This window comes from Neisseriaceae bacterium CLB008 (assembly GCA_041228285.1).
In the GTDB taxonomy this organism is placed as follows: Bacteria; Pseudomonadota; Gammaproteobacteria; order Burkholderiales; family Neisseriaceae; genus JAGNPU01.
Genome location: CP166133.1, coordinates 34685 through 56733, shown reverse-complemented (window position 1 = coordinate 56733; position 22049 = coordinate 34685). Strand labels below are relative to the sequence as shown.

Here is a 22049-nt window from a genome sequence, read left to right as displayed (position 1 = left end):
GCTATTTACCTATTCAGTCGCAGGATCATCGGCTAAATCCGCATAAGACACACTGGGATTGGCATCAACCCGCACGTTTTGATCAGCCACATCGGAGAATAAATCATAATCCGACTTAAGCCCTTCTGCCTTAACCCCCAACCAATGCGCCAAACCATGCACCATATTAAAGCCAGACTTATTTGCCTTGATATAATTTTGCTGGGTATCATCACTATTTAAACGAAACAGCGGCACCTCAAACCCTTGCTTCACTTTGCCACTGTGACGCAACGCATTCGGAAACTGCCCCTGACCATGGTCGGAAAAATACACCATTGAAAAGCTACGGCCATGCTCTTTTTGGTCTTGACGTAAAGCCTCTGCCACTTCAGCCAACAGACGGTCCGTTTGCTCTATACTGGTTTGATAGCATTCATAAGGGCGTCCTAAACTATGATGAAACTTAGGATTGACCTCTGGCACTCGGTCACAAACGTCGGCATGAGAACCAAACAAATGCAAAACCAACAGCCTTTTCTCAGCAACCGTATCGTTAAACAATTTGTCCTTAAAAATAGGCAACAGCGATGCATCACTCGGGCCTCGTAAATTACTGCCTTTTATTTTAGCAAAATAGCTAAAATCACTTTTCTGACCCATAATCGAGACAGGGGATTCAGTCGAACCATATTTTCCCTGCGCTGAAATCCAATAGGTTTTTAGGCCTGCGGCCTTCGCTAAATCCATCAGACTATAACGATAGTTAATAGGCTCTCCATCATCGGGCGAAGACAACGTCAACATACGCGTAAGCGAAGCAACAGTGGAAGCACCAGGGCTCACTAAGCCCTCAACTAACGTGCCGGGTGACACGTTCATAAAAGGCGTCGTCTCTTGTGGATAGCCAAACGCAGATAAATAATCTCGACGGGCGCTCTCACCAATCACCAACACATAATTATCATAGGCTGGCGCCACCTCCTGTATCGACCAAAGCGATAATCCTTGCGCCCGCACATCGTCGCTACGGTAGGTCTGGGCCACTTCATAAACCTTTTTAAAAAACCCTACCGGATAAGAAACCTGCATCAGAACAGGTCGCAAAGGCTGAAGCATAAACAAAACAACCAAAACCGCGGCCGCAATCACTGCGGTTGTTTTTTTAAACCCAACTGAATACCGCTGATAACTCCAGCCAAACCCTATGCCACACAACAGCAAGGCCAGCGCATAGGCATACTCCTTCTTGGAGATGACAGACAAATACCCCATAGCCTCACCTGGATTGGTGTAAAACAAGGCCGCAACAATATCGGCGCTAGGAAAACCATACATCAACCCCGTCGGCAGATAAAACACCCCGATCAACACCAAAGGGAACCCCATCAGCCAATAAGCCTTACGATTCCAGCTAAGCGCTAAGATAAATAACAGTGTACTGATGCCCAATAGCTGCGAGAAGCCCACAACGGCACTCGCACGCAATAGAAAATAGGTAATGCCAAACAATAACAATAAAACCACCATCAACATCATGGTGGGTTTTATGGTTTTTACAATAGACGACATGTTTTACTCAGGTAACCATACACCATCAAGCTTCGTTCGCGATGCAAACACTCATCCCAACGTCGGCTTAGATTAAGATATAGTTAATATAGTCAAAGAATTAATAAAGCATGGATCATAGGCTATTTCATCCTACTATGTCACCAAAATCTTAACGTAGATAGGCACCTAAAGAATGCAGCCATTCTAAATGGCCTAATGATGCACAGCTCACAACACACATAAGTGCACACACATAAGTCATTCATTCTATAGTTCAATCACTCAAGCCTATTCCGTTTTAGGCTGCATCATCATGCCGTGATAGCGAAAGCCTTTACTTTGCATACAGCTGGTCACCAGCCGTTTTTTCTGAACGGGGTCAAGGTTGTGCTTTTTCATGCCAATCTTGTACTCACAATCGGCCAACTGACTTTGGGCCTCATGCTGGCTAAAGCCGTCTTGACGCCAGTTAGGCACAGACTCACAGGCAACCAACAGCATCGCGGTTAGAAAAATAAAGCTGTGATTTTGAGTATTCATAAAGAGCCCTTTAAGGAAGATGAGGCGTCATTTTAGGGCGGGCCAGACCAGAGAAGCTACGGCAAAATTGTCACAAATTGTCTGTAATTGTCGCGCTTAATCGATGCCCCCCTCACCAGCTAGCCATCGCAACCGGCGTAAAAAAGGCCGCTTCACAGAAGCGGCCTCGTTCATCATACTCAACGCTAGGCTTTGTCCACCATTTCTTCTAAACGCTGCACGCTGTCTGGGCGCAGCTTAGCCAACACCCATGCGTACGCATAGCCACTGATGGCCGAGCCAAACACCAATACCGGCACCAGATAAATCAGCTTTGACTTCAAACCACTCATGGTTTCAAGATTCATCACCACCAAATACAGCACCACGCTCATGGTCAAGGCCGACAAAATTGGCGCGTACTTAACCTTCCAGCTGGGCGCGCCCAATTCTGGGCGTTTATTAAAATAGGCCACCACGGCAATCGACACAAACATCTGCAACAGCAAAACGGCCATGGTGGTGATGGCTGAACCCCAGGTAAAAATGTCGGTGAGCGGATCTTGGCCGGCCAGGGCCAGCACCACGGTCAACAACACCATGGTGAGGGTTTGGTAGAGGCTAGATAAATACGGCGTGCCTTTAGTGGGGTGTAGCTTGGCCAAGCGTGACCAAAACAGGCCGTCGCGAGAAATCACGTAAAAATAGCGGGCAATATTATTATGAAACGACTGCGTCGCCGCAAACAGGCTGGTGATCAGCAAGATATTGATCACCAATACCGACCATTTACCCAAGGCGCGTTCCGCCAACTGAAACACAAACAGTTCAGGGTCTTGCGCCACGGCGGCCTGCACCCCTGCGGCGCCATGGGCCTGAATCAGCCCCCAACTGCAAAAAGCAAAGAAGCTGGTGATCAACAGTACCGCGATGATGGTCGCCAATGGAATGGTTTTTTCGGGGTTACGGCACTCTTCAGTGTAGATGGCCGTGGCCTCAAAGCCGATAAAGGCCGCTACGGCAAACACCAGCGCGATGCCCACATTGCCATCAAACACCACTTTGGGCGCAAACGGCTGAAAGTCCAGCGGGCCTAATTGTGCCTGCTGATACACAATAATGGCGGCGATGATGACGGCGATGCCCACTTCCAACAGCATCAACACGCCCAGCACCTTGCCACCAATCTCGATGCGCTCAATGCCTAACCAGCACACCACCACCAGCATGGCGATGGTGTAGAGCCACCACGGCAGATCAAGCTGAAAATATTCTACGAAAAAGATTTGCGTGAACAGGCCAAAAATAGCCGCAATCGCAATTTGAATCGACACATAGGCCAAGATAGCCAAGGCCAAGCCGCTGACGCCCAGCTTACTGCCTAGGCCAGCGGAAATGTAGGCATAAAACGCACCCGAATTCTTGATGTGGCGACTCATGGTGATAAAACCCACCGAAAACAGCAGCAACACCAAACCTGAAAGCACATAAATACCAGAAATGCCCCCGCCGTTACCTTCTAAAATAGCCACCGGCATGGCCCCAATGAGCCCGGTCAAAGGCGATGCGGCCGCGACCACAAAAAACACCAGCGATGCCAAGCCCAAACTGTTTTGCTTTAACTGCGTAGATGATGCCATATTACTCCTCACTTCTGCCTTCAAGGCAATGCGCTATTTCACTTTGTGATGCGGCTATTGCCGCTATTCTCTTTAGTCCTTACGGACTTTTCTTAGTGTGATTAGCATAGTGAGAAGGCTGCGCAAACAAATAGAATAAATCGGCCATGCTCAGCCACATGGCGCTGATATCATTCGTATGCCGACAGCAATATACGCCCCTGATAGCGCTCTTGATCCTGCCCTAAAGCTTGCACAAATTTGGTAGGCGCCAGCGCGGCAAATTTTTTAAACTCACGTAAAAAATGGGATTGATCGGCATAGCCTTGCTCTAAGGCCAGATTAGTCAAGCTGATGGGGCCGGCCAGCGTCAGCTTCTGTAAGGTGTATTGGAAGCGCACGATCAAGCAATATTGCTTGGGCGACAGGCCAAAATGCTCGGTAAAGGTTTTGTTGATGTAGCGCGAAGAATAGCCGGTATAGGCTTCTAACTCATGTACGCGAATGTCGCCGTGGCGCGATAAAATCAACGCGCTGATCTGGGCGCACAGCGGCGACTGAGGCCGTGCCAGCCGATCGCCATAGTGGTGCATAAAATACGCCACTTGATCTTCAAACGAGGGCGCCGCAGTAATCTGTGCCAAAAGCTGCTGCCCTTGGCTATCAATGTCTTGTAACGCCACTTCGGCCTCGATCAAATCACGGGAGGCCAATGGAATGAACGCGGGAATAAAGCCAGGGCGAAAGCGCACGCCAAAATAACGCTTATTGGTTTTTAATTCGACCAGCTTAGCGCTCACCGTACTCCCGCACACCCTCACCTTAGGCTCATCAGGATCGCATAAAAACAAAACGTCGACGCTGGCATCCGGCACCGCAAACGCTTCGCCCGCCGAACAGTCGGCCACAAAGCTATAAAAGTGAGCAATCGGTGAGTCTGCCACGATTTTTTTACGGTAGGTTGACGCCGTACTCAAAACAAAATAGGGCTGGATGGTGCGTGAACCTGACCCAGCATAATACTGATGATTCAACATAGGCCTTCTTTCTCCTTCAGCCTACCGCCAGCGCGGTAAGTCTCCTTGGCAATATATTTGATTGGGCTCTACGGCCTTTTTTTAATTACAAATATATTAGCAATAATTGCTCATAAATAATTGATTGTCAATCGATTTATTTTACAAAACTCCTTAAAAACAAAAGAGAAAGTGCTGATTTATTCTATTTTTCTCACCAGACTTACCGCAACAATGTCTACAACTTGGCATTCTTGCGTCAATGCAACCCTCAATCCGAGCGGCCACATAGCCAAACCTAAGAGAAGGCAGAGAAACATGATTGAATCTGAAACACCCACGTACTACACCGCCACCCGTAAATACCACACCAGCTACCCCTCGCTAGAGGCCGACATAGACGTTGACGTAGTGGTCATCGGCGGTGGTTTTTCCGGCATCAATACCGCCCTAGAGCTGGCAGAAAAAGGCGTCACCAGTATTGCGGTATTGGAAGCCAAACACCTAGGCTACGGCGGCACCGGCCGTAATGGCGGCCAAATCATGGCCGGCATCGGTCACGACATTGAAGTCATCAGAAAAGACGTGGGTGAAGAAGGCCTAAAAACCGTGTTTGCGCTGAGCGATCAAGGCGCCCAAATCATTCAGGATCGAATCAAAAAATACGACATCCGCGCCGACTTTTGTCACGGTTATGCCTATTTGGGCTTTAACGCCCGCCAGACCAAAACCCTCAAACAATGGGAACAGGATTTTAAATCGCTAGATCAGGTCAATGACATTTACTTGGCCACCGGCAGCGACATCCACAACGTCATCGGCTCCGATGCCTACGACAGCGCCCTCGTCCACATGGGTGCAGGCCACGTGCATTCGCTCAACCTGCTGTTGGGCGAAGCCGAAGCGTTAACCAGCTATGGCGCCCAGATTTATGAATTCAGCCCCGCGCTGGAAGTCAGCTACGGCGACACCGTCACCGTACGTACGGCCAAAGGCAGCGTGCGCGCCAAGAAAATGCTGTGGGCCTGCGATGGCTTCTTGAATAAAATGGAGCCAGAGCTTCACAAAAAAACCATCAACACCTTCGCCTACCAGCTGATGACAGAACCTTTGTCTGATGAACTCATTGAACGCATCAGCCCGATTCGCGGCGCCTACAGCGACATCCGCCCCGTCATCGACTACTATCGCGTCACCAAAGAAAACCGCCTCTTATTCGGCAACTCTACCCGCTGGGTAGAGCACACGCCGCAAGACTTAAAGGCCTATAACCGCAAACTGATGTTGGCCATTTTCCCCTACCTCAAAGACGTCAAAATCGACTTGGCTTGGGGCGGGCCGATGGCCTGTAGCGCCAATCTGTTCCCACAAATCGGGAGCCTGCCTGGGCATCCAAACGTCTTTTATGTCCAGGGCTATTCTGGCTTTGGCGTGACGCCCAGCCACATTATTTGCAAGATTTTGGCCGAGGGCATACACGGCGGCTCCGATCATTACGACTTGATCAGCCGCGTCAAACACAAATCCATCATCGGCAAAGACCGTTTTCGTCCTTTCCTGTTGACCGGTGCCAAAACCCTGCATCAACTATCAGGCTACTTCACCGGTCGCCGCTAAACTTTCATTAAGGAGTTTCACATGCAAAAAATTAAATCCGCCATGACGCTTGCCGACTTAGACAGCTGGGGCACCGTGGTTGACCTCGGGTCTGAAATCCTCGAAGGCGAATGCAAAGCCTATGGCAAATTCACCGTCGGCAACCCAGAAGTGGCCATCAACGGCGGCTACTTCGGCGTCAGCAAAGGCGTGTTCCGCATGACCTACCCATTCAGCGAACAGGCCACCATCGTCAGCGGCAACATCACCCTGACCAACGAAGACAGCGGCGAAAAGTGGACGTTTGGCCCAGGCGAAAGCTGGGTAGTGGAACAAGGCACGACCGTGCTGTGGGAAATCCATTCCGATTACTTCGTGAAACACTATTTATCTGCGGTTTAAGCCTCACCCCATACGCCCCGACTCGCCAGCCGGTGGGCCGGGGCGTTTGTCTCACCGCCTTTGTTCAGACCCTTGCTTAAGGAAGCCCTCATGACCACCATCGCCGTCTTACCTGAAGTCAGCCAATTTTTAGCCACTGCCCAAGGCCATTTTATTGATGGGCGCACCGAAACCAACAGCGGTCCGAACCGCATCACCCTGTACAACCCGGCCACAGGCCAAGCCCTAAGCAGCCTCAACGACAGCACTTTGGCCGACGTGGATCGCGCCGTTAAAAGCGCCCACGCCGCCTTTGTCGACCGTCGCTGGGCCGGCATGCGCCCCGCCGATCGGGAAAAAATCTTGTTTAAGCTGTCCGAGCTATTAATTGAGCACGGGGAAGTCTTGGCCCAGCTGGAAACCCTTAACCAAGGCAAATCCATCCATATCTCCCGCAACGTAGAAGTCGGCGCCACCGCCGAATTCATCCGCTACATCGCCGGTTGGACCACCAAGATCACGGGCGACACCTTAGACGTATCCATCGCGGTACCGGCCCATGCGAAATACACTGCTTATACCCGCCGTGAACCCGTTGGCGTGGTGGCCGCCATCGCGCCGTGGAACTTCCCTCTGTCCATCGCCGCCTGGAAAACCATACCCGCTCTGGCCGCAGGCTGTTCGGTGGTGTTAAAGCCGGCCAGCGAAACGCCCTTAACCGCCTTATATTTGGCCCAACTCGCCCATCAGGCCGGCGTGCCTGACGGCGTGTTTAACGTATTAATGGGCGCCAACGGCAGCATGGGCCAAGCCTTGGTCGAACACCCATTGATCAATAAAGTCACCTTCACTGGCTCTACCGCCGTCGGTAAACAAGTCGGCCACGCCGCCATTGAACACATGGCCCACTTTTCCTTAGAGCTCGGTGGTAAAAACCCCATGATCATCATGGATGATGTCTCCGTGGCCACCGCTGTTGACGGCATCATTGCCGGCGCTTTTTTAAATTCAGGTCAAGTCTGCGCCGCCGCCTCACGCATCTACATCCAACGCGGCCTATATGCCGACGTTAAAACGGCCCTAACCGAGGCGGTCAAAGGCCTCAGCATCGGCCCTGGCCTCGACGAAACCGCCCAGATCCAGCCTGTGGTTTCGAAAAAGCATCAACAAAGCATCTTGGCCCACATCGCCACGGCCAAAGCCGAAGGTGCAACCGTCATCAGCGCCGACTATGCCGCCAGCGGCGACGGCTATTATGTGCCGCCGACCCTCATCATCGACGCCAAGCCCGACAGCAGCATCATTGAACACGAAGTGTTCGGCCCAGTGATTACCTTAATCGTGTTTGACACCGTTGACGAAGTCATTGCCGCCGCCAACGATTCAGAATTTGGCTTGGCCGCCAGCCTGTGGACCAATAATCTGACCCACACCATGAATATGGTGCCGCGCATCCAGGCCGGTACGGTTTGGGTGAACGCCCACGTCCCCCTTGATCCTGCCATGCCGTTTGGCGGCGTCAAGCAATCGGGCATTGGTCGTGAATTTGGCAAAGCCTCGGTAGAAAGCTTTACCGAGCTTAAATCGGTGTGCATCGCCCACTAAACTTTCTGTGTGATCTTTAGCCACGCCTTGTGCGTGGTTTTTTTTATGGCCAACGCCCACAAAAAAGCCCTGCCGCAACAGGCAGGGCCAACACACGCGAAGGCCGCGTTTACTTAAGCGCCGGCAACACCGATGTCGCGCCAGCAGGCACGGGCGTACGGCAGGCATTCATGGTCATCGCCAAAAATGAATAATAGCCATTCAGCCCAATCAAATCGACCACGCCTTGCTCACCCAATAAGGCTTGCGCCTGCGCCCAAGTCGCATCGCTGACGGCCTTGTGCTGGTGCAGCTCCATCGAAAATCCATACACAATGCCCTCGTCTTCGGCCAAATTCGCAGGCCATCGCCCTTGGCTAATCGCCTCAATGCTGTCTGCGGCCAAACCCGCCTCGGCCGCAATCGGCGCGTGGATCGCCCACTCTACCGGCTGATCCCACAGGCGTGCATTGATGAGAATAACCAGCTCCGACAAGCGTAAGGTCAGCGCGCTGCGATAGCGCAAATACGCCCCCATGCGCTGGGCGTGGGTTAACAGCTCAGGGCTACGCAGCAGCGGCACAAACGGCGCGATTAAGCCTTTACGAGGCCCGGCCATCACTTCTTGTGCAGCCTCGGTTTGCGCCTCATCCCAAGATGATTCGGGCAAAGGCGGCATGCGGTCGGCCATCATAGGCGGCCTCCTTGGGCCAAAGCCCACAATATAGCCGCATCAATCGCGCCCTTGAGTTTATCAACGAGTTCATCCAGCTGGGCATGGCTGCTGATGAAAGGCGGTGCCAACAGCACATGATCGCCCTGCCGCCCATCGATGGTGCCGCCCATAGGATAGACCAATAGGCCCAACGCCATGGCCTGCGCTTTAATCACTTGATGCAGTTTAAGCTCGGGCGCAAAAGGCCGTTTACTGGCCCGATCGGCCACCAGCTCTACGCCCCAAAATAATCCACGACCACGAATGTCACCCACGTGGGGGTGGTCGCCCAAGGCCGCCCGCAACTGCTGGGCCAAATAGTCGCCTAAGCCGCCTACCTGAGCCAAGACGCCATCCTCCAGCAACACTTGCTGTACCGCCAAAGCCGCCGCACAGGCAGTCGGGTGGCCAATATAGGTATGGCCATGCTGAAACAGGCCACTGCCTGCTTTCAAGGCCGCCACGATGGGCTCGGCCGCCAGCACTGCGCCAATCGGCTGATAACCACCGCCCAAGCCTTTAGCCATGGTCAATAAATCAGGCACGCAGCCTTCTTGCTCGATGGCGTACAGGCTGCCGGTACGGCCCATGCCACACATCACCTCGTCGGCAATCAGCAAGATGCCATAGCGGTCGCACAAGGCGCGAATGCCTTTAAAATAACCCGGCGTCGGCGGCACGGCACCCGCCGTTGCCCCTACCACCGGCTCGGCACAAAAGCCCAAAATGGTCTCTGGCCCCATGGCCACAATTTGCGCTTCCAGCTCGGTCAATAGCCGCGCAGTGTAGTCGTCTTGGCTTTCGTGATCCTGCCGATCTCGATATTCATAGCAAGGCGACACCCGCCCCACATCCATTAACAAAGGCTCAAACTGTTTACGGCGCCATTCATTGCCGCCCAAGGCCAAGGCCCCGAGCGTATTGCCGTGATAGCTTTGGCGCCGCGCAATGAAGCGCGTACGCTGCGGCTGGCCAATCTCCACAAAATATTGCCGCGCCAGCTTGAGGGCTGCTTCCACCGCCTCGGAGCCGCCTGAGACAAAATACACCTGGTTTAAACCAGGCGGTGCGTGCGCAACCAGATAATCGGCCAAAGCTTCTGAGGCCGCCGAAGTAAAGAAACTGGTGTGGGCGTAAGCCAGCTGATCGATTTGGGCGTGCATGGCGGCCAATACCTTAGGGTGGCCATGGCCTAAGCACGACACGGCCGCGCCGCCGCTGCCGTCCAAGTAACGACGCCCTTCTTGATCGTAAATGTAGACCCCTTCGGCGCGAACGGCGACCTTGGGCACGTGATGTAAACTGCGGTGAATGATGTGGCTCATCAGGCAAATCCTGTCAGCAAATACGGGTTAGGAGGGCAATGACTCAATATTTTTAAACCGCAGCACCGGCTCAATCGCGGCATACTCATACACACACCAGTCCCAATCATCACCGTTGGCCTCAAAGCAGACTGTAGCCAAAGTGTGCTCGTTGTCGCTGTCCTGTTCGTCTTCTCGAAACAGCGGATAGTTGGGGTGGTCTTTGCTGAATAAAATCGCTAACGGCGCCGCACCTTGGGCCAACAACGCATCGCCCGCAATCTGGCGAAACGCCGATGAACCGGTAATCAACTGCGGATAAGGCCGCATCGCCGCGTGAATCATGTGGTTGGCGTGGACGCTGGGCGTTTGCACCTGCTCTACCGAGCAATGGTAAGGCCCAAACTCAACGCTGTAGAGGCGTTTAGTCGCCAGCTCGGCCACGGTAAAATGAAAGCCTCCGGCACGGGCCGTTTGGCTTAATACCGTACGCACTTCGTCTATCGTGCGTGCCGCCACCGTGGCGCGCGCCAACACCATGCGCGGCATGCCCACGTCTTCATTTTGCAGCCTCAGATTATTCACCGTGATGGCCAAGCCGTGTTGATTGGTGGCAAACGTATGGCCAAGCAGCGAGCCTGGGTAAAAGAACGACACAAAGGCCTCATCGCCCACCCTCACCTGAGCCACGCCACAATGGCCTCGAAACAAAGGATCGCCGTCTTCGTTATGGGCCACGGCCAATCCCGCACCGGGGGTTAAAATCGTGGTGCAGCCATCGGGCGCAAGCGCCCAAAAATCACCGCGACAGTTCCATAACAAGACTTGATCAATGGGCAGGCCCAAGCCTTGCGCGAGACCCAGCAGTTCTTGCCAATAGTCGGGATAATGCGTCTGCACCAAGGCCGCCATTTTTTGCAGCTCAACGCTCGGCAGCCAGCGCAATAAATGCTGCCACGCGGGGCTTTGCGCCCGAAAGCGCGCAAATGCCTCGGCCCCGAAACGCCCCAGCGCCTCACCCACTTCAAAATGACTGCCTTTTAAGCTTAAAAATGCCAGCATGGCCTACTCCACGTGCTTTAAGAAGGCACGCAATCTTGGGTTGGTGGGCTGATCCAACAGCGTGCGAGGGTCGCCATCAACCGCAATGTGTCCGTCTTCCATAAAAATCAGCCGCGTCCCCACTTGCTTGGCAAAGCCAATTTCGTGGGTCACCACCACCATGGTCATGCCCTCCTCAGCCAGCGATTGCATCACCTTCAACACTTCTTGGCGCAGCTCAGGGTCGAGCGCCGACGTCGGCTCATCAAACAGCATCAGCTTGGGCTTCACCGCCAGCGCTCGGGCAATCGCCACCCGCTGCTGCTGACCGCCAGACAGCTGGCTAGGCAGGTGATCTTGCCGATCTCCTAACCCCACCTTATGCAACAGCTCGGCCGCCTCTTGCTCTGCCACCTTGGTCGACGTGCCGCGCACGTGTCGCGGCCCAAACGCCACGTTTTGCAAGGCCGTTAATTGGGGGAATAGGTTAAACTGCTGAAACACCATCCCCGCCTCTTGGCGAATCTCTCGCACCACGGCCTTACTCGAGCGCACGCTTAAGCCGTCGACGATGAGGTCGCCGCCGTTAATGGCCTCAAGGGCATTGATACAGCGCAGCAGCGTGGACTTACCCGAACCAGAGGGCCCGATCACCACCACCACTTCGCCTTGCTCAATACTTAGGTCAACGTGGTCTAACACCACGTTTTGGCCAAATTTTTTCACTACTTTATCGAAAAGGATCATGGTCATAAGATGCGCATCCTTTTTTCAATCACGCGTAAGGTCACCGTCAACACCCCAATCATCAGCAAGTACAAGACCGCCACCGCCGTCCAAATTTCCACTGCACGGAAATTAGAGGCCATGATTTCTTGGCCCTGACGGGTCAGCTCACCCACGCCGATCACAATAAACAAAGAGGTGTCTTTGAGGCTCACAATAAACTGGTTGCCCAAAGGGGGAATCACCCGCCGTATCGCCACCGGGCCGATGACAAAAATCAACACCTTCCACATCGGCAGGCCCAAGGCCAAACCAGCCTCTTTAAGGCCGTCGGAGACGGACAAAAATGCCCCCCTCACGATTTCGGCGATGTAGGCCGCCGCATTCACCACAATCGCAGTGATGGCGGCGGTTAAAGGGTCAACGCGAATATTGGCCAGCAGCGGCAGGGCAAAATAAATAAACATCACCTGCACCACAATAGGCGTGCCGCGCACCAGCTCGATGTAAATCGTCGCGATGGTATTGCTCAACACATGCCCATAAGCGCGCATCAGGCCCAGTACAAACCCAATCAGCGTGCCGCCCAACAGCCCTATGGCGGTAATCCATAAGGTCAGCTTTGCCCCCTGCAATAGGGCAGGCAAAGCGTCATAAACCACCGTCCAATCAAAGTTCATCGGCTTTCCTTCCCTGATTCATCATTTTAGTAGCCAGCCTTATTGCGGCTCTTTACCAAACCATTTTTTGTAAATCTCGTTGTAGCGGCCATCGCCTTTCAGCTTCGCCAAAGACGCATTAACCTCTGCCACCAATGGGCTTGCTTTCGGGAAGGCAATGCCGTATTGGTGTGCCAAGATCTGCTCGCCCACGTCTTTTACCTTGCCTTCACCAGCGGTGGCGGCGTAGTACAGAATGTTCGGCGTGTCGTGCAAGACGGCGTCAACTCGTTGGGTTTGCAGCTCTAGGTAGGCATTGTCAATATTGGGGAACTGACGCAGCTCGGTATTGCCCAAATTGGCCTTGGCGTATTCAGCCGCAGCGGTGCCGGTTTTAATCGCCAAAATCTTGCCGTCTAAGCCATCGATGCCGGTAATGTCGCTGTCGCTGCGCACCAATAGGGTAAAGCCGCTGTCGTAATAACCGTCAGAAAAATCAATCGCTTTTTGACGCTCTTCGGTAATGGTGATCCCGGCTAAGGCCGCGTCGGCATTACCCGTTTGTAACGAAGGCAAAATGCCGTTGAAATCCATAGGCTGAACCTTGTACTGCCAGCCATTGTCTTGCGCAATCGCATCCCATAGGTCGATGTCAAAGCCGACGTAGCGATCGCCTTCTTTAAACTCAAACGGCACAAACGCCGTATCCACCACCACGGTCAATTCTTTCGCTCCTGCCTCTGGCGCAGCGGCCTGCTCAGGCTTACTGCCGGAATCCGAGCAACCGGCTAATAAAACGGTTGCGCCTACGGTCAGCGCCGTCATCCAGCTCAGCATATTTTTTTTAATCAGTTCCATGACGTTCCCTTTGTAGATGGTTTGAAATCACGCATGTCGACACGACACGTCTGTCATCATAACCACAACATAAATTAATTTGCAACTAAAGGCCATTCGACATTTTATGTGTTAAATCAACCTATAAAGAATGAATATAGCAACCACAAAACCCTTTTTGAATATTAAAAAAAGATCGCCAAAAAATGCCTTTGTTGTAGCTATACGGTCAATGCAGCCAAAATAGAAAGGCAAAAAAACCGCGCCACAGCCATTTAGCTGCCTTTTTAATAATTGCGCCCTAAACCACTTTTAACCTATTTATTGCCATCACCCCCGCTGCGCTTTTTGTCGCTGTGCCCACAAAAAACCCCGTCCTGCTGAAACCTCAGCAGGACGGGGTTAAGCGGCCATCGCTTAATCGGGTTTAATGCCGCGCGTCAGGCGCACGTACCGAAGTGAGCTTAGCCAATAAATATTTCAATAAAACACCGTATAACGGCAAGAAAAACAGGGCGCAAATAATGATTTTAAACACATAGTCGACCATGGCAATTTCGGGCCAGTTGGTCGCCATAAAGGCATCGTCGCTGCGAAAAAAGGCCACCCCAAAAAAGGCCACCGTGTCCACTGCGTTACCGAACACCGCCGCCACCGCAGGCGCCACCCACCACTGCGGCAATTGACGCAGGCGATTAAACACATAAATGTCCATCAGCTGGCCGATCACATAGGCCATAAAACTGGCCAAGGCAATACGCGCCACAAACAGATTAAACTGCGACATGCTGTCCCAGCCCGACCAGGCACCGTCAAAAAACAGCACCGACACATAATAGGAAATCAGCAAGGCTGGCATCATCACCACAAAAATGATTTTACGCGCCAACGACGCGCCAAACACCCGTATGGTTAAATCCGTGGTTAAGAAAATAAACGGGAAGGTAAACGCCCCCCAAGTGGTGTGAAAACCAAAAATAGTAAACGGCAGCTGTACCAAATAATTACTGGAAGCAATCACCAAGATATGGAAAAACGACAGCCACAGCAGGGCTTTTTGCTTTTGTTGGGGCGTAAATTCAAACATCTTCAACCCCTTTATCCATGTCGCCACAGCTGGCTAAATACGCTTGTAGCCCCTGCTCGCGCAGCAAGCAGCTAGGGCATTCATGACAGCCGCCCTCCACACCCAAATAACAGGTGTGGGTATGGGTACGCACATAGTCTAGACAGCCCAAATCCGCCGCCAAGCGCCAGGTTTCGGCCTTGGTTAAATACATCAGCGGGGTTTTGACGTTAAACGCATAGTCCATGGCCAAATTCATGCTGACGTTCATCGACTTCACAAACACATCGCGGCAGTCGGGATAACCGCTAAAGTCGGTTTCACACACACCAATGATCACGTCGTGAATGCCCTGGCTTTTAGCGTAGCTGCCGGCCAGCAGCAAAAATAAGGCGTTACGGCCATCAACAAAGGTATTCGGATACGGGCCCTCGTCGCGAATAATGGCCGTGTCGTCCATTAAAGCGTTGTGGGTCACTGCTTGAATCACCGTGGTGTCGATGATGGTTTGCTTGACCTGCAAATCCTGAGCGATGGCCGTGGCTTTCGCCAGCTCAATCTGATGGCGTTGGCCATAGTTAAAGCTGATGACTTCCACATTGCCCTGACCATAGTCTTGCAAGGCTTGAAACAAACAGGTAGTAGAATCTTGGCCACCCGAAAAGATGACCAGTGCGCGCTTAGTGCTCATAAGGCCTCCTGTTCAATACAGGTGGCTACAGGCAAAGCAGACGAGACCATGCCCAAGCATGATCCGCGAGAAAGATACAGCATATTGTGTCCTTAGTTTTTTAGCGTGGGAGGGTTTCGAACCACGAAATCGAAGGGCGATTATAACCGAGTCCGCCTCTCGGGTAAATTTTCAGGCCACAAGTCGCAAAAGCACACCACAAGGCCACCTCATCGACAGGCTGGGGCTAAGCCAAAAGGCTCACCGCTCATTAACCTCACAGCCAACAGCCGTCATACTTAGCATCGAGCAGGGCTGCCTCAGCAACGCCCCAAAAACCGCATGGGCACGCCCCACCCGACATGATCCCTACATAAGGACTGGTTAATGCCCCTGCACCCGCTGCCGGAACGCCTTAATAAAGCACTGCTCTGCCTCACTGAGCTTACGTTCCTTATGCCACAGCATATGGATGGGGATGTCGCAGGCGCCTTCTAATGGCGGTAGTTTTTTTAACTTGTGGTTTAAATGTGGGTCGTCGGCAATGTGTTCGGGTAAAAAACCGATGCCAAAACCATTGATGATTAAGCGCATCACTTCATCCAGGCTGTTCGACGTGGCCTTAATCCGGTTCATCAGGCCCAACTTATCGCGAAACACCGTCAACGCCGACAACGAATCGCCGATCTGCTCGCTTTGAAACGACACAAAGTTTTGCTTTTGCAGCAGCTTAGGCGTGATCTTATCCACATTAAACAAAGGATGGTTGACCCCGCAAAACAGCGCATAGCGCTGGTTAATCACCAGCTCATCGTGGATTTTTTCGTCTTTATGCTTGTAAATGGCAATGCCAATGGCGGGGACTTTTTGCGCCAGCTGGCGCCAGATTTCCGAGCTGGGCAACACCTCAATGTCAAAACCGACTTCAGGATATTTACGGTTAAACGCAGTCAAGAAATCATCGTATTGCTGGTTTTGAATTCGGCTCAGCGCCAGCAGCCGAATCGTACCTTTAATGCCGGTATCGTCCTGTAAATCGTCGTCGAAGCTGGCGATTTTTTTATACATTTCTTGGGCAATCTTAAACAGCTCAGTGCCCTGACGCGTCAATTCAAACTGGCGATGGTTGCGGTGAATCAGCACGCAGCCCACCCGCTCCTCTAGCCGCTTTAAACTCTGGCTTAAGGCAGACTGCGTCACGTGCAGCCGCAGCGAGGCCTTGGTCAGGCTTTTCTCTTCCACGATGACCAAAAACGTGTGCAGCAGATTCCAACTCAGTGCGTCGGCCAAGTGATGGCGTGTTTTCATATTGCCTTAACCTCTGCTAATACCAACTATTAAAAATCATTAATTGAATTAACTTAACACATAGTAAAGAATGGTTTCAAGCGGTATGCTTGAACCTGATTGCCTTAAATGAATGGCATCAACGTGACGGAAGCGACCAGCACCACCCATCGTATACATCCCATTCATGGAGCCCCATCATGCGCATTAATCTAGATCGCCTCATGGCCACCTTTCACGAGCTGGCCCAAATCGGCCCCACCCCCGAAGGCGGCGCCTGTCGCCTCGCCCTCAGCCCTGAAGACAAAGCCGGCCGCGCCCTATTCATCGGCTGGGCCGAAGCCCACGGCGGCGTGGCCAGCTATGACGACATTGGCAACCTATTTGTGACCTTTCAAGGCCAAACCAACGCCGAAATCATGCTCGGCAGCCACCTCGACACCCAGCCCAACGGTGGCCACTACGACGGCATTTTTGGGGTTTTGTCGGCGCTAGAAGTTGTACGTACCTTAAAAGACCACGGCCATGAGCTGGCCCACACCCTCACCATCACCGCCTGGACCAACGAAGAAGGCGCCCGCTTCTCGCCCGCCATGATGGGCTCGTCCGTCTACAGCGGCCTACTGCCCCTAGATCACGCCCTCGAACAAACCGACCGCCACGGCGTTTCTGTCGCCAGCGAGTTAAGCGACCTGCCTAGCGCTCGCCGCGCCAGCTCAATGCCGTATCCGCAAGCCTATCTAGAAGCCCACATCGAGCAAGGCCCAGTGCTGGAAAAAGAAGGCATGGATATCGGCGTGGTCACCGGCGGCCAAGGCATCATGTGGTTTGACCTCAGCATCAGCGGCCAGCCGGCCCACGCCGGCACCACCCCCATGCCGCTGCGCCACGACCCGCTGTTCGCCTTTACCGACTTCGCCCAACGGCTAGAGCAGGCCGTCTTGGCCTTCGACGCCCGCGCCAACGTCACCATCGGTAAAATCCGGTCAGACAACAGCTCCTACAACACCATCATGCAATCGGTGAACGCCACCATCGACATTCGCCATCCCGAAGTCGCAGGCCTACAGGCCATACACCAGCGCATCCAAGACCTATTGGCCGACATCGACGCCGAACGCGGCGTGGTCCATAAGCTCACCGAAGTTTGGTACAACCCGCCCCAAGCGTTTACCCCAGATCTCATCGACGCCGTACGCCAAGCCGCCGCCGAGCTTGGCTACGCCCACCAAGACATCATCAGCGGCGCCGGCCACGACGCCATCCTCTTGGCCAAAGTCTGCCCCACCACCATGATTTTCATCCCCTGCCTCGACGGCATCAGCCACAACCCGGTCGAATACGCCTCACCCGAGCAAATCGACAAAGGCACCATGGTGTTATTGAAGACGCTGGTGCAGCTGGATCAGCAGATGGCTTAAGTACGGCAACACACACCAGCGCGATGAAGCGCATAAAAACAACCCCACCGTTTACAGTGGGGTTATTTTTTTAAGAGCGTCAAGACTGATTGCATCATGGTTCATTTTTACAACCACAGCATTGGCCGCTAAGCCGTAGGGTGGGTCGCGACCCACGCGGATTGACAGTTGAAGTGCGTGAAACGTGGGAAACGGTGGCTAAGCTGCGCGCACCACCCTACGCCCACGAAAAAGCCACTACCCCATCAAGGCAGTGGCTTTGTATGATCTGGATGAAGCACTCTCTCTTACACGGTCAGATCATGAATAACTTCAGCTTTAATTTTTTGACTGCTCGTACACGCTGTCGTCGATCAAGCCTTCTTTACGCGCAATACACAGCGTGCTGACCACGTCGCCCGTCACGTTAAGCGTGGTGTGGCCCATATCAATGATGCGGTAAATACCGGCAATCAAGCCCACGATCTCCATCGGCAAGCCCATGGTCGACAACAGCATAATGGTCATCACAATGCCACCGCCCGGAATACCCGGCGAGCCAATCGACACCAGCGTGGTCAACACGATAATCATGATCTGCTGATAAATGCTTAAATCCACGCCATAAATTTGGGATATAAAGATGATCGCCGCAGCGTAATACACCACCGCCCCATTCATGTTCACCGTCGCCCCAACCGGCAGGCTAAACTGCGACAGCTCATTGGCCACGCCAAACTTTTCTTCCGTCACCCGAATGGTCACCGGCAGCGTGCCGGCACTGCTGGTGGTGCTGGCCGTCACCAGCCAAATTGAAGTGATGTGTTTGAAGAAGTGGCGCAGCGGCACCTTGGCAATGAACTTCAACATCACCAAATACATCAGCACAATCACCGCAATCAAGCCCAAGTAGTCAGTCAAAATAAACTTAGCTAAAGGCCCAAAGATTTTAAAGCCGTACTCACCGATGGTGCAGGCGATCAAGGCGGCCACGCCGATGGGCGAGAACGCCATCACAATCGCAGTCATCTTGTACATGATCTCGGTGCCTTCTTTCATCAGATCATTCATCTTGGCGGCTTTTTCACCGATTAAAGTGATGGAAATGCCAAAGAACAGCGCAAACACGATGATCTGCATCAAGTTGCCGTCTACCAAGGCCTTCACCGGATTACTCGGGAAGATGCTCAACAACGTTTCGCCCAGCGTCGGCATCGCTTTCGCCTCTACCGCCGCGGCCGTTTGCAAGCTGGCCAAATCAAAGTTACTGCCCGGCTGCACAATGTGGGCTACCGCTAAGCCAATACAGCCCGCTAACATCGTGGTCACCACGTAATACAGCATGGTTTTGGAGCCAATACGCTTGAGCTTCTGCACGTCGCTGATGCTGGCCACGCCCGACACAATGGAAAAAAACACCAACGGCACCACCAGCATTTTAATCAGGGTTAAGAACAAATCCCCTACTGGTTTAATCACCAAAATGTCTTGTTTAAAAATCAACCCAAGGGCGATCCCCACCACAAACCCAAGGAATACCTTGGTTGATAGACCCATTTTTTTCATCTCTCTACTCCTTTGTGACTGCTTTTATTATATTAACTTATCGATTAGCGATCGCCGTTGACGATGGCTTGGGTAATGCTTAAAAATTGATCAATCTCAGCCTCGGTGTGGCAATGCATGGGCGACACCCGTATCGCCCCGCTCAAGCCCAAGGCTTCGACAATGCGTTTAGAATAAATACTGGTGTTCACCCGCTCATACACGGTGACGCCACGGCGCTGGTATTCGGCCCGTAATGCATCAAAATCCCAGCCCTCAAGGCCCATTGCCACGATCAGGTCGCGCTGGTCTAACGGTGCATCGTCTAGATAAACATTGACCCCCGCCATCTGGCGCAGCCCCGTTACCCCTTCACCGCCGTTCAGCAGGCGATGCAGCAGCGCCCGCTCGTGCAGCTCAATCGCCTCCATCCCGGCCAAATAGCGCGCGCGTGGCGTATCCGCGGCCTCATCCACCGCCGCACCCAGCGCATCAATATAGGCAAACACCTGATTCATCGAATGGAACAGCGACGCCGTCGGCGTGCCCAAGCCCCAAGCCTGATCAGGACGCGCCAATAGCTTATGGTGAGGCAAGGCAGACACCCGATCCGACACATAGCCAAAGCCAATGCCGCGGCTGGCCATGAACTTATACGGCGCAAAGTTCAGGCCGTCTAAAGGAATGGCGCTTAAATCAATGGTGCCGTGAGGTAAATGCTGAACCGCATCCGAAATAATGAATAAATCCGGCTTCTTCTCGCGCGCCTTGGCCACGATGGTGGCCAAATCCATGATGTTGCCCGAGATATTCGACGACGCAATGATGCTCAACAGCGTCGTTTCCTCATCGATCAGCGCTAGAATCGACTCCACGCTGACAAAGCCCTCTGCATTGGCCTCGGCCACGCGTAAGGTCTTACCGGTTTGGGCACAATAAAACGCCGCCGCATCATAGGCCGAAGGATGCTCAATATTGGACGTCACCACATTGGTGCCGGCCACATGGGTCACAATCGTGCCCACCATCTGGAACATCACCTGCGACGCGGTTAATTCCGTCAATAAAGACCCAGAAGGCGCATTCAGCATGGTGTGTAAAATGGTCTCTTCGCCCTTGGCCATGATGTCTTGCAGCATTAAGGCGCGCTCATGCACCCGCTCAGGACAATCTGGCAACAGATCAATGGTGTTCTTGGCCATAATGGCTTCAATCAGCCGCAGCGAGCCGCCAGAGTTGTCAAAAAACAGGCGCGAGCTGCCGTCCAAGTCCTGATCCAGATAGGCAAACTGCGCACGCAGCGCTTGGTGAATCTGGGGCGCAATCAGGCGCCCGCTTAAGGTATGGCTCATTTGGGTGTTCCTCTTCTATTTCTTATGGTGAATCCAGTATAGCCACGATTTTTTGATTAAAAAAACACAATCTCATCATATTAAATATCGAATTAATTCATGATTAAAGAAACACGCCGCCACAACCCCAAGCGCAAATCAAGCGCCCATAAAATAACTGATGTGACAAACCCTTAACCAATCTGCCATAATCTAAAGCCAGGCTCAGGCCACGCCGGCCACCCCATAATCTGATTAAAACGACCCAATAACCGAGAACCCAAGCGCCATGAACCTTGTATTTATCGAAACCTTTGTGACCGTCGCCCTATCCAAGAACATCACCGATTCGGCCGCCAAGCTGTTTACCTCGCAATCAACCGTCAGCTACCGCCTCAAAGAACTAGAGCGGCTGTTGGACGTGACCCTGATTAAGCGCGGCAAGGGCGAAAAGGCCACCGAGCTCACCAACGAAGGTAAGCAGTTCCTGCCCTTGGCGCTGAACTGGCTAGAGTTAAACAAAAAAATCAAAAACTTCCGCTCCGAAACCGACTATTACTCGCTCTCCATCGCCAGCGTGGAAAGCCTAAACATGTATTTATTAGGGGATTTTTATAAGAACCTACAGTTCGACGAACACGACTGGCGCCTGTCTATCCACAACCTACACAGCCACGAAATCGCCCGCCTCACCAACGCCAAAGTCATCGACATCGGCATCATCGTCAGCGACTTTACCGACATCGGCGTGGTCTCGGAAGAAATTTATAGCGAAGAAATTGTGGTGGTCACCAAGAAGCCGGGGCTATTCCCCAGCGACAGCATCGACAGCACCGAGCTCAATGAAGAGACAGAAATTTTTGTGGATTGGGGCTATGACTATAACCTTTGGCGCAAAAAGTTTTTAAGCGAAGCCTACGTACATAAATGGCGCAGCGACTCGTTTTCAGTCGCCTACCAGCTCTTGCACGATGACTATTGGTTCTTCGCCCCGCTGAGCGTATGCCAGCAGGTGCAGCAGCACGACGCGCTCTACTACCATCGCCTGCGCGACCAGGCGCCAAGCCGGAAGATTCACCTGATTTACAATCCGGCGCATCTGAGTGACCACCCGGAGGTGATTGAGGTGTTTCGGGAGAAGTTAGTGGGGTATTTAAGGGAGAAGGTGGAAAGTATCTGACATAATTTATACCAACAATACTAAGCCTATAATATAGCTA

General features: G+C 52.8%; 20 protein-coding genes and 1 riboswitch. Of the genes, 5 read left to right on the top strand and 15 right to left on the bottom strand.

What is annotated here, in order from left to right:
- Window positions 1-9: 9 nt before the first annotated feature.
- From AB8Q18_00260 to AB8Q18_00245, 4 genes are all read right to left on the bottom strand, one after another.
- Window positions 10-1551 carry a sulfatase-like hydrolase/transferase gene (locus AB8Q18_00260; GenBank protein ID XDZ51523.1) on the bottom strand — a complete coding sequence of 514 codons (1542 nt, stop codon included), beginning with the start codon at window positions 1549-1551 and terminating at the stop codon, window positions 10-12.
- Window positions 1552-1821: 270 nt separating this feature from the next.
- A complete protein-coding gene (locus tag AB8Q18_00255) occupies window positions 1822-2073 on the bottom strand; it encodes a hypothetical protein (protein ID XDZ51522.1) in 252 nt (83 codons plus the stop codon).
- 185 nt (window positions 2074-2258) lie between these two features.
- On the bottom strand, window positions 2259-3692 hold the full coding sequence (locus tag AB8Q18_00250) for an APC family permease (GenBank protein XDZ51521.1): 1434 nt from the start codon (window positions 3690-3692) through the stop codon (window positions 2259-2261).
- 170 nt (window positions 3693-3862) lie between these two features.
- The gene (locus AB8Q18_00245) at window positions 3863-4708 is read right to left on the bottom strand and encodes a helix-turn-helix domain-containing protein (GenBank protein ID XDZ51520.1); all 846 of its coding nucleotides are present in this window, start codon (window positions 4706-4708) and stop codon (window positions 3863-3865) included.
- A gap of 297 nt (window positions 4709-5005) precedes the next feature.
- Here AB8Q18_00245 and AB8Q18_00240 point away from each other — a divergent pair, with 297 nt between their 5' ends.
- The 3 genes from AB8Q18_00240 (at window position 5006) to AB8Q18_00230 (ending at window position 8269) form a co-directional block, all read left to right on the top strand.
- Window positions 5006-6304 (top strand): NAD(P)/FAD-dependent oxidoreductase, encoded by a 1299-nt coding sequence (locus AB8Q18_00240; protein ID XDZ51519.1) that lies wholly within the window; start codon window positions 5006-5008, stop codon window positions 6302-6304.
- A 21-nt stretch (window positions 6305-6325) separates the two neighbouring features.
- Window positions 6326-6685 carry a cupin domain-containing protein gene (locus AB8Q18_00235; GenBank protein XDZ51518.1) on the top strand — a complete coding sequence of 120 codons (360 nt, stop codon included), beginning with the start codon at window positions 6326-6328 and terminating at the stop codon, window positions 6683-6685.
- 90 nt (window positions 6686-6775) lie between these two features.
- Entirely contained in the window at window positions 6776-8269 is a 1494-nt protein-coding gene (locus AB8Q18_00230; protein XDZ51517.1) for an aldehyde dehydrogenase, read from the top strand.
- A 109-nt stretch (window positions 8270-8378) separates the two neighbouring features.
- On the opposite strand, the gene AB8Q18_00225 is transcribed toward AB8Q18_00230, so the two are convergent.
- From AB8Q18_00225 to AB8Q18_00185, 9 genes are all read right to left on the bottom strand, one after another.
- Window positions 8379-8942, bottom strand: coding sequence for a carboxymuconolactone decarboxylase family protein (locus AB8Q18_00225; protein ID XDZ51516.1), 564 nt, complete (start codon window positions 8940-8942; stop codon window positions 8379-8381).
- A complete protein-coding gene (locus AB8Q18_00220; protein XDZ51515.1) occupies window positions 8939-10288 on the bottom strand; it encodes an aspartate aminotransferase family protein in 1350 nt (449 codons plus the stop codon). The genes AB8Q18_00225 and AB8Q18_00220 overlap by 4 nt, the downstream gene beginning before the upstream one ends.
- A 27-nt stretch (window positions 10289-10315) precedes the next feature.
- Complete coding sequence (locus tag AB8Q18_00215; protein XDZ51514.1) at window positions 10316-11329, bottom strand: C45 family autoproteolytic acyltransferase/hydrolase; 1014 nt, start codon at window positions 11327-11329, stop codon at window positions 10316-10318.
- Window positions 11330-11332: 3 nt separating this feature from the next.
- Window positions 11333-12061, bottom strand: a complete 729-nt coding sequence (gene glnQ, locus AB8Q18_00210; GenBank protein XDZ51513.1) for a glutamine ABC transporter ATP-binding protein GlnQ — start codon at window positions 12059-12061, stop codon at window positions 11333-11335.
- Window positions 12058-12714, bottom strand: a complete 657-nt coding sequence (gene glnP, locus AB8Q18_00205) for a glutamine ABC transporter permease GlnP (protein ID XDZ51512.1) — start codon at window positions 12712-12714, stop codon at window positions 12058-12060. The genes glnQ and glnP overlap by 4 nt, the downstream gene beginning before the upstream one ends.
- Before the next feature lie 39 nt (window positions 12715-12753).
- The gene (gene glnH, locus AB8Q18_00200; GenBank protein XDZ51511.1) at window positions 12754-13551 is read right to left on the bottom strand and encodes a glutamine ABC transporter substrate-binding protein GlnH; all 798 of its coding nucleotides are present in this window, start codon (window positions 13549-13551) and stop codon (window positions 12754-12756) included.
- 406 nt (window positions 13552-13957) lie between these two features.
- The gene (locus tag AB8Q18_00195) at window positions 13958-14617 is read right to left on the bottom strand and encodes a 7-cyano-7-deazaguanine/7-aminomethyl-7-deazaguanine transporter (protein ID XDZ51510.1); all 660 of its coding nucleotides are present in this window, start codon (window positions 14615-14617) and stop codon (window positions 13958-13960) included.
- Complete coding sequence (gene queC / locus AB8Q18_00190) at window positions 14610-15287, bottom strand: 7-cyano-7-deazaguanine synthase QueC (protein ID XDZ51509.1); 678 nt, start codon at window positions 15285-15287, stop codon at window positions 14610-14612. The genes AB8Q18_00195 and queC overlap by 8 nt, the downstream gene beginning before the upstream one ends.
- 86 nt (window positions 15288-15373) lie before the next feature.
- Window positions 15374-15418, bottom strand: a riboswitch (PreQ1 riboswitch).
- Between the two features lie 232 nt (window positions 15419-15650).
- On the bottom strand, window positions 15651-16574 hold the full coding sequence (locus AB8Q18_00185) for a LysR family transcriptional regulator (protein ID XDZ51508.1): 924 nt from the start codon (window positions 16572-16574) through the stop codon (window positions 15651-15653).
- Window positions 16575-16753: 179 nt separating this feature from the next.
- Here AB8Q18_00185 and AB8Q18_00180 point away from each other — a divergent pair, with 179 nt between their 5' ends.
- Window positions 16754-17974, top strand: a complete 1221-nt coding sequence (locus AB8Q18_00180; GenBank protein ID XDZ51507.1) for a Zn-dependent hydrolase — start codon at window positions 16754-16756, stop codon at window positions 17972-17974.
- Between the two features lie 318 nt (window positions 17975-18292).
- Here AB8Q18_00180 and AB8Q18_00175 read toward each other — a convergent pair whose 3' ends face one another.
- Entirely contained in the window at window positions 18293-19519 is a 1227-nt protein-coding gene (locus AB8Q18_00175) for a dicarboxylate/amino acid:cation symporter (protein ID XDZ51506.1), read from the bottom strand.
- Between the two features lie 44 nt (window positions 19520-19563).
- Window positions 19564-20850, bottom strand: a complete 1287-nt coding sequence (locus tag AB8Q18_00170; GenBank protein XDZ51505.1) for an aminotransferase class V-fold PLP-dependent enzyme — start codon at window positions 20848-20850, stop codon at window positions 19564-19566.
- 268 nt (window positions 20851-21118) lie between these two features.
- Here AB8Q18_00170 and AB8Q18_00165 point away from each other — a divergent pair, with 268 nt between their 5' ends.
- Entirely contained in the window at window positions 21119-22009 is an 891-nt protein-coding gene (locus AB8Q18_00165; GenBank protein XDZ51504.1) for a LysR family transcriptional regulator, read from the top strand.
- The last annotated feature ends 40 nt before the right edge of the window (window positions 22010-22049 follow it).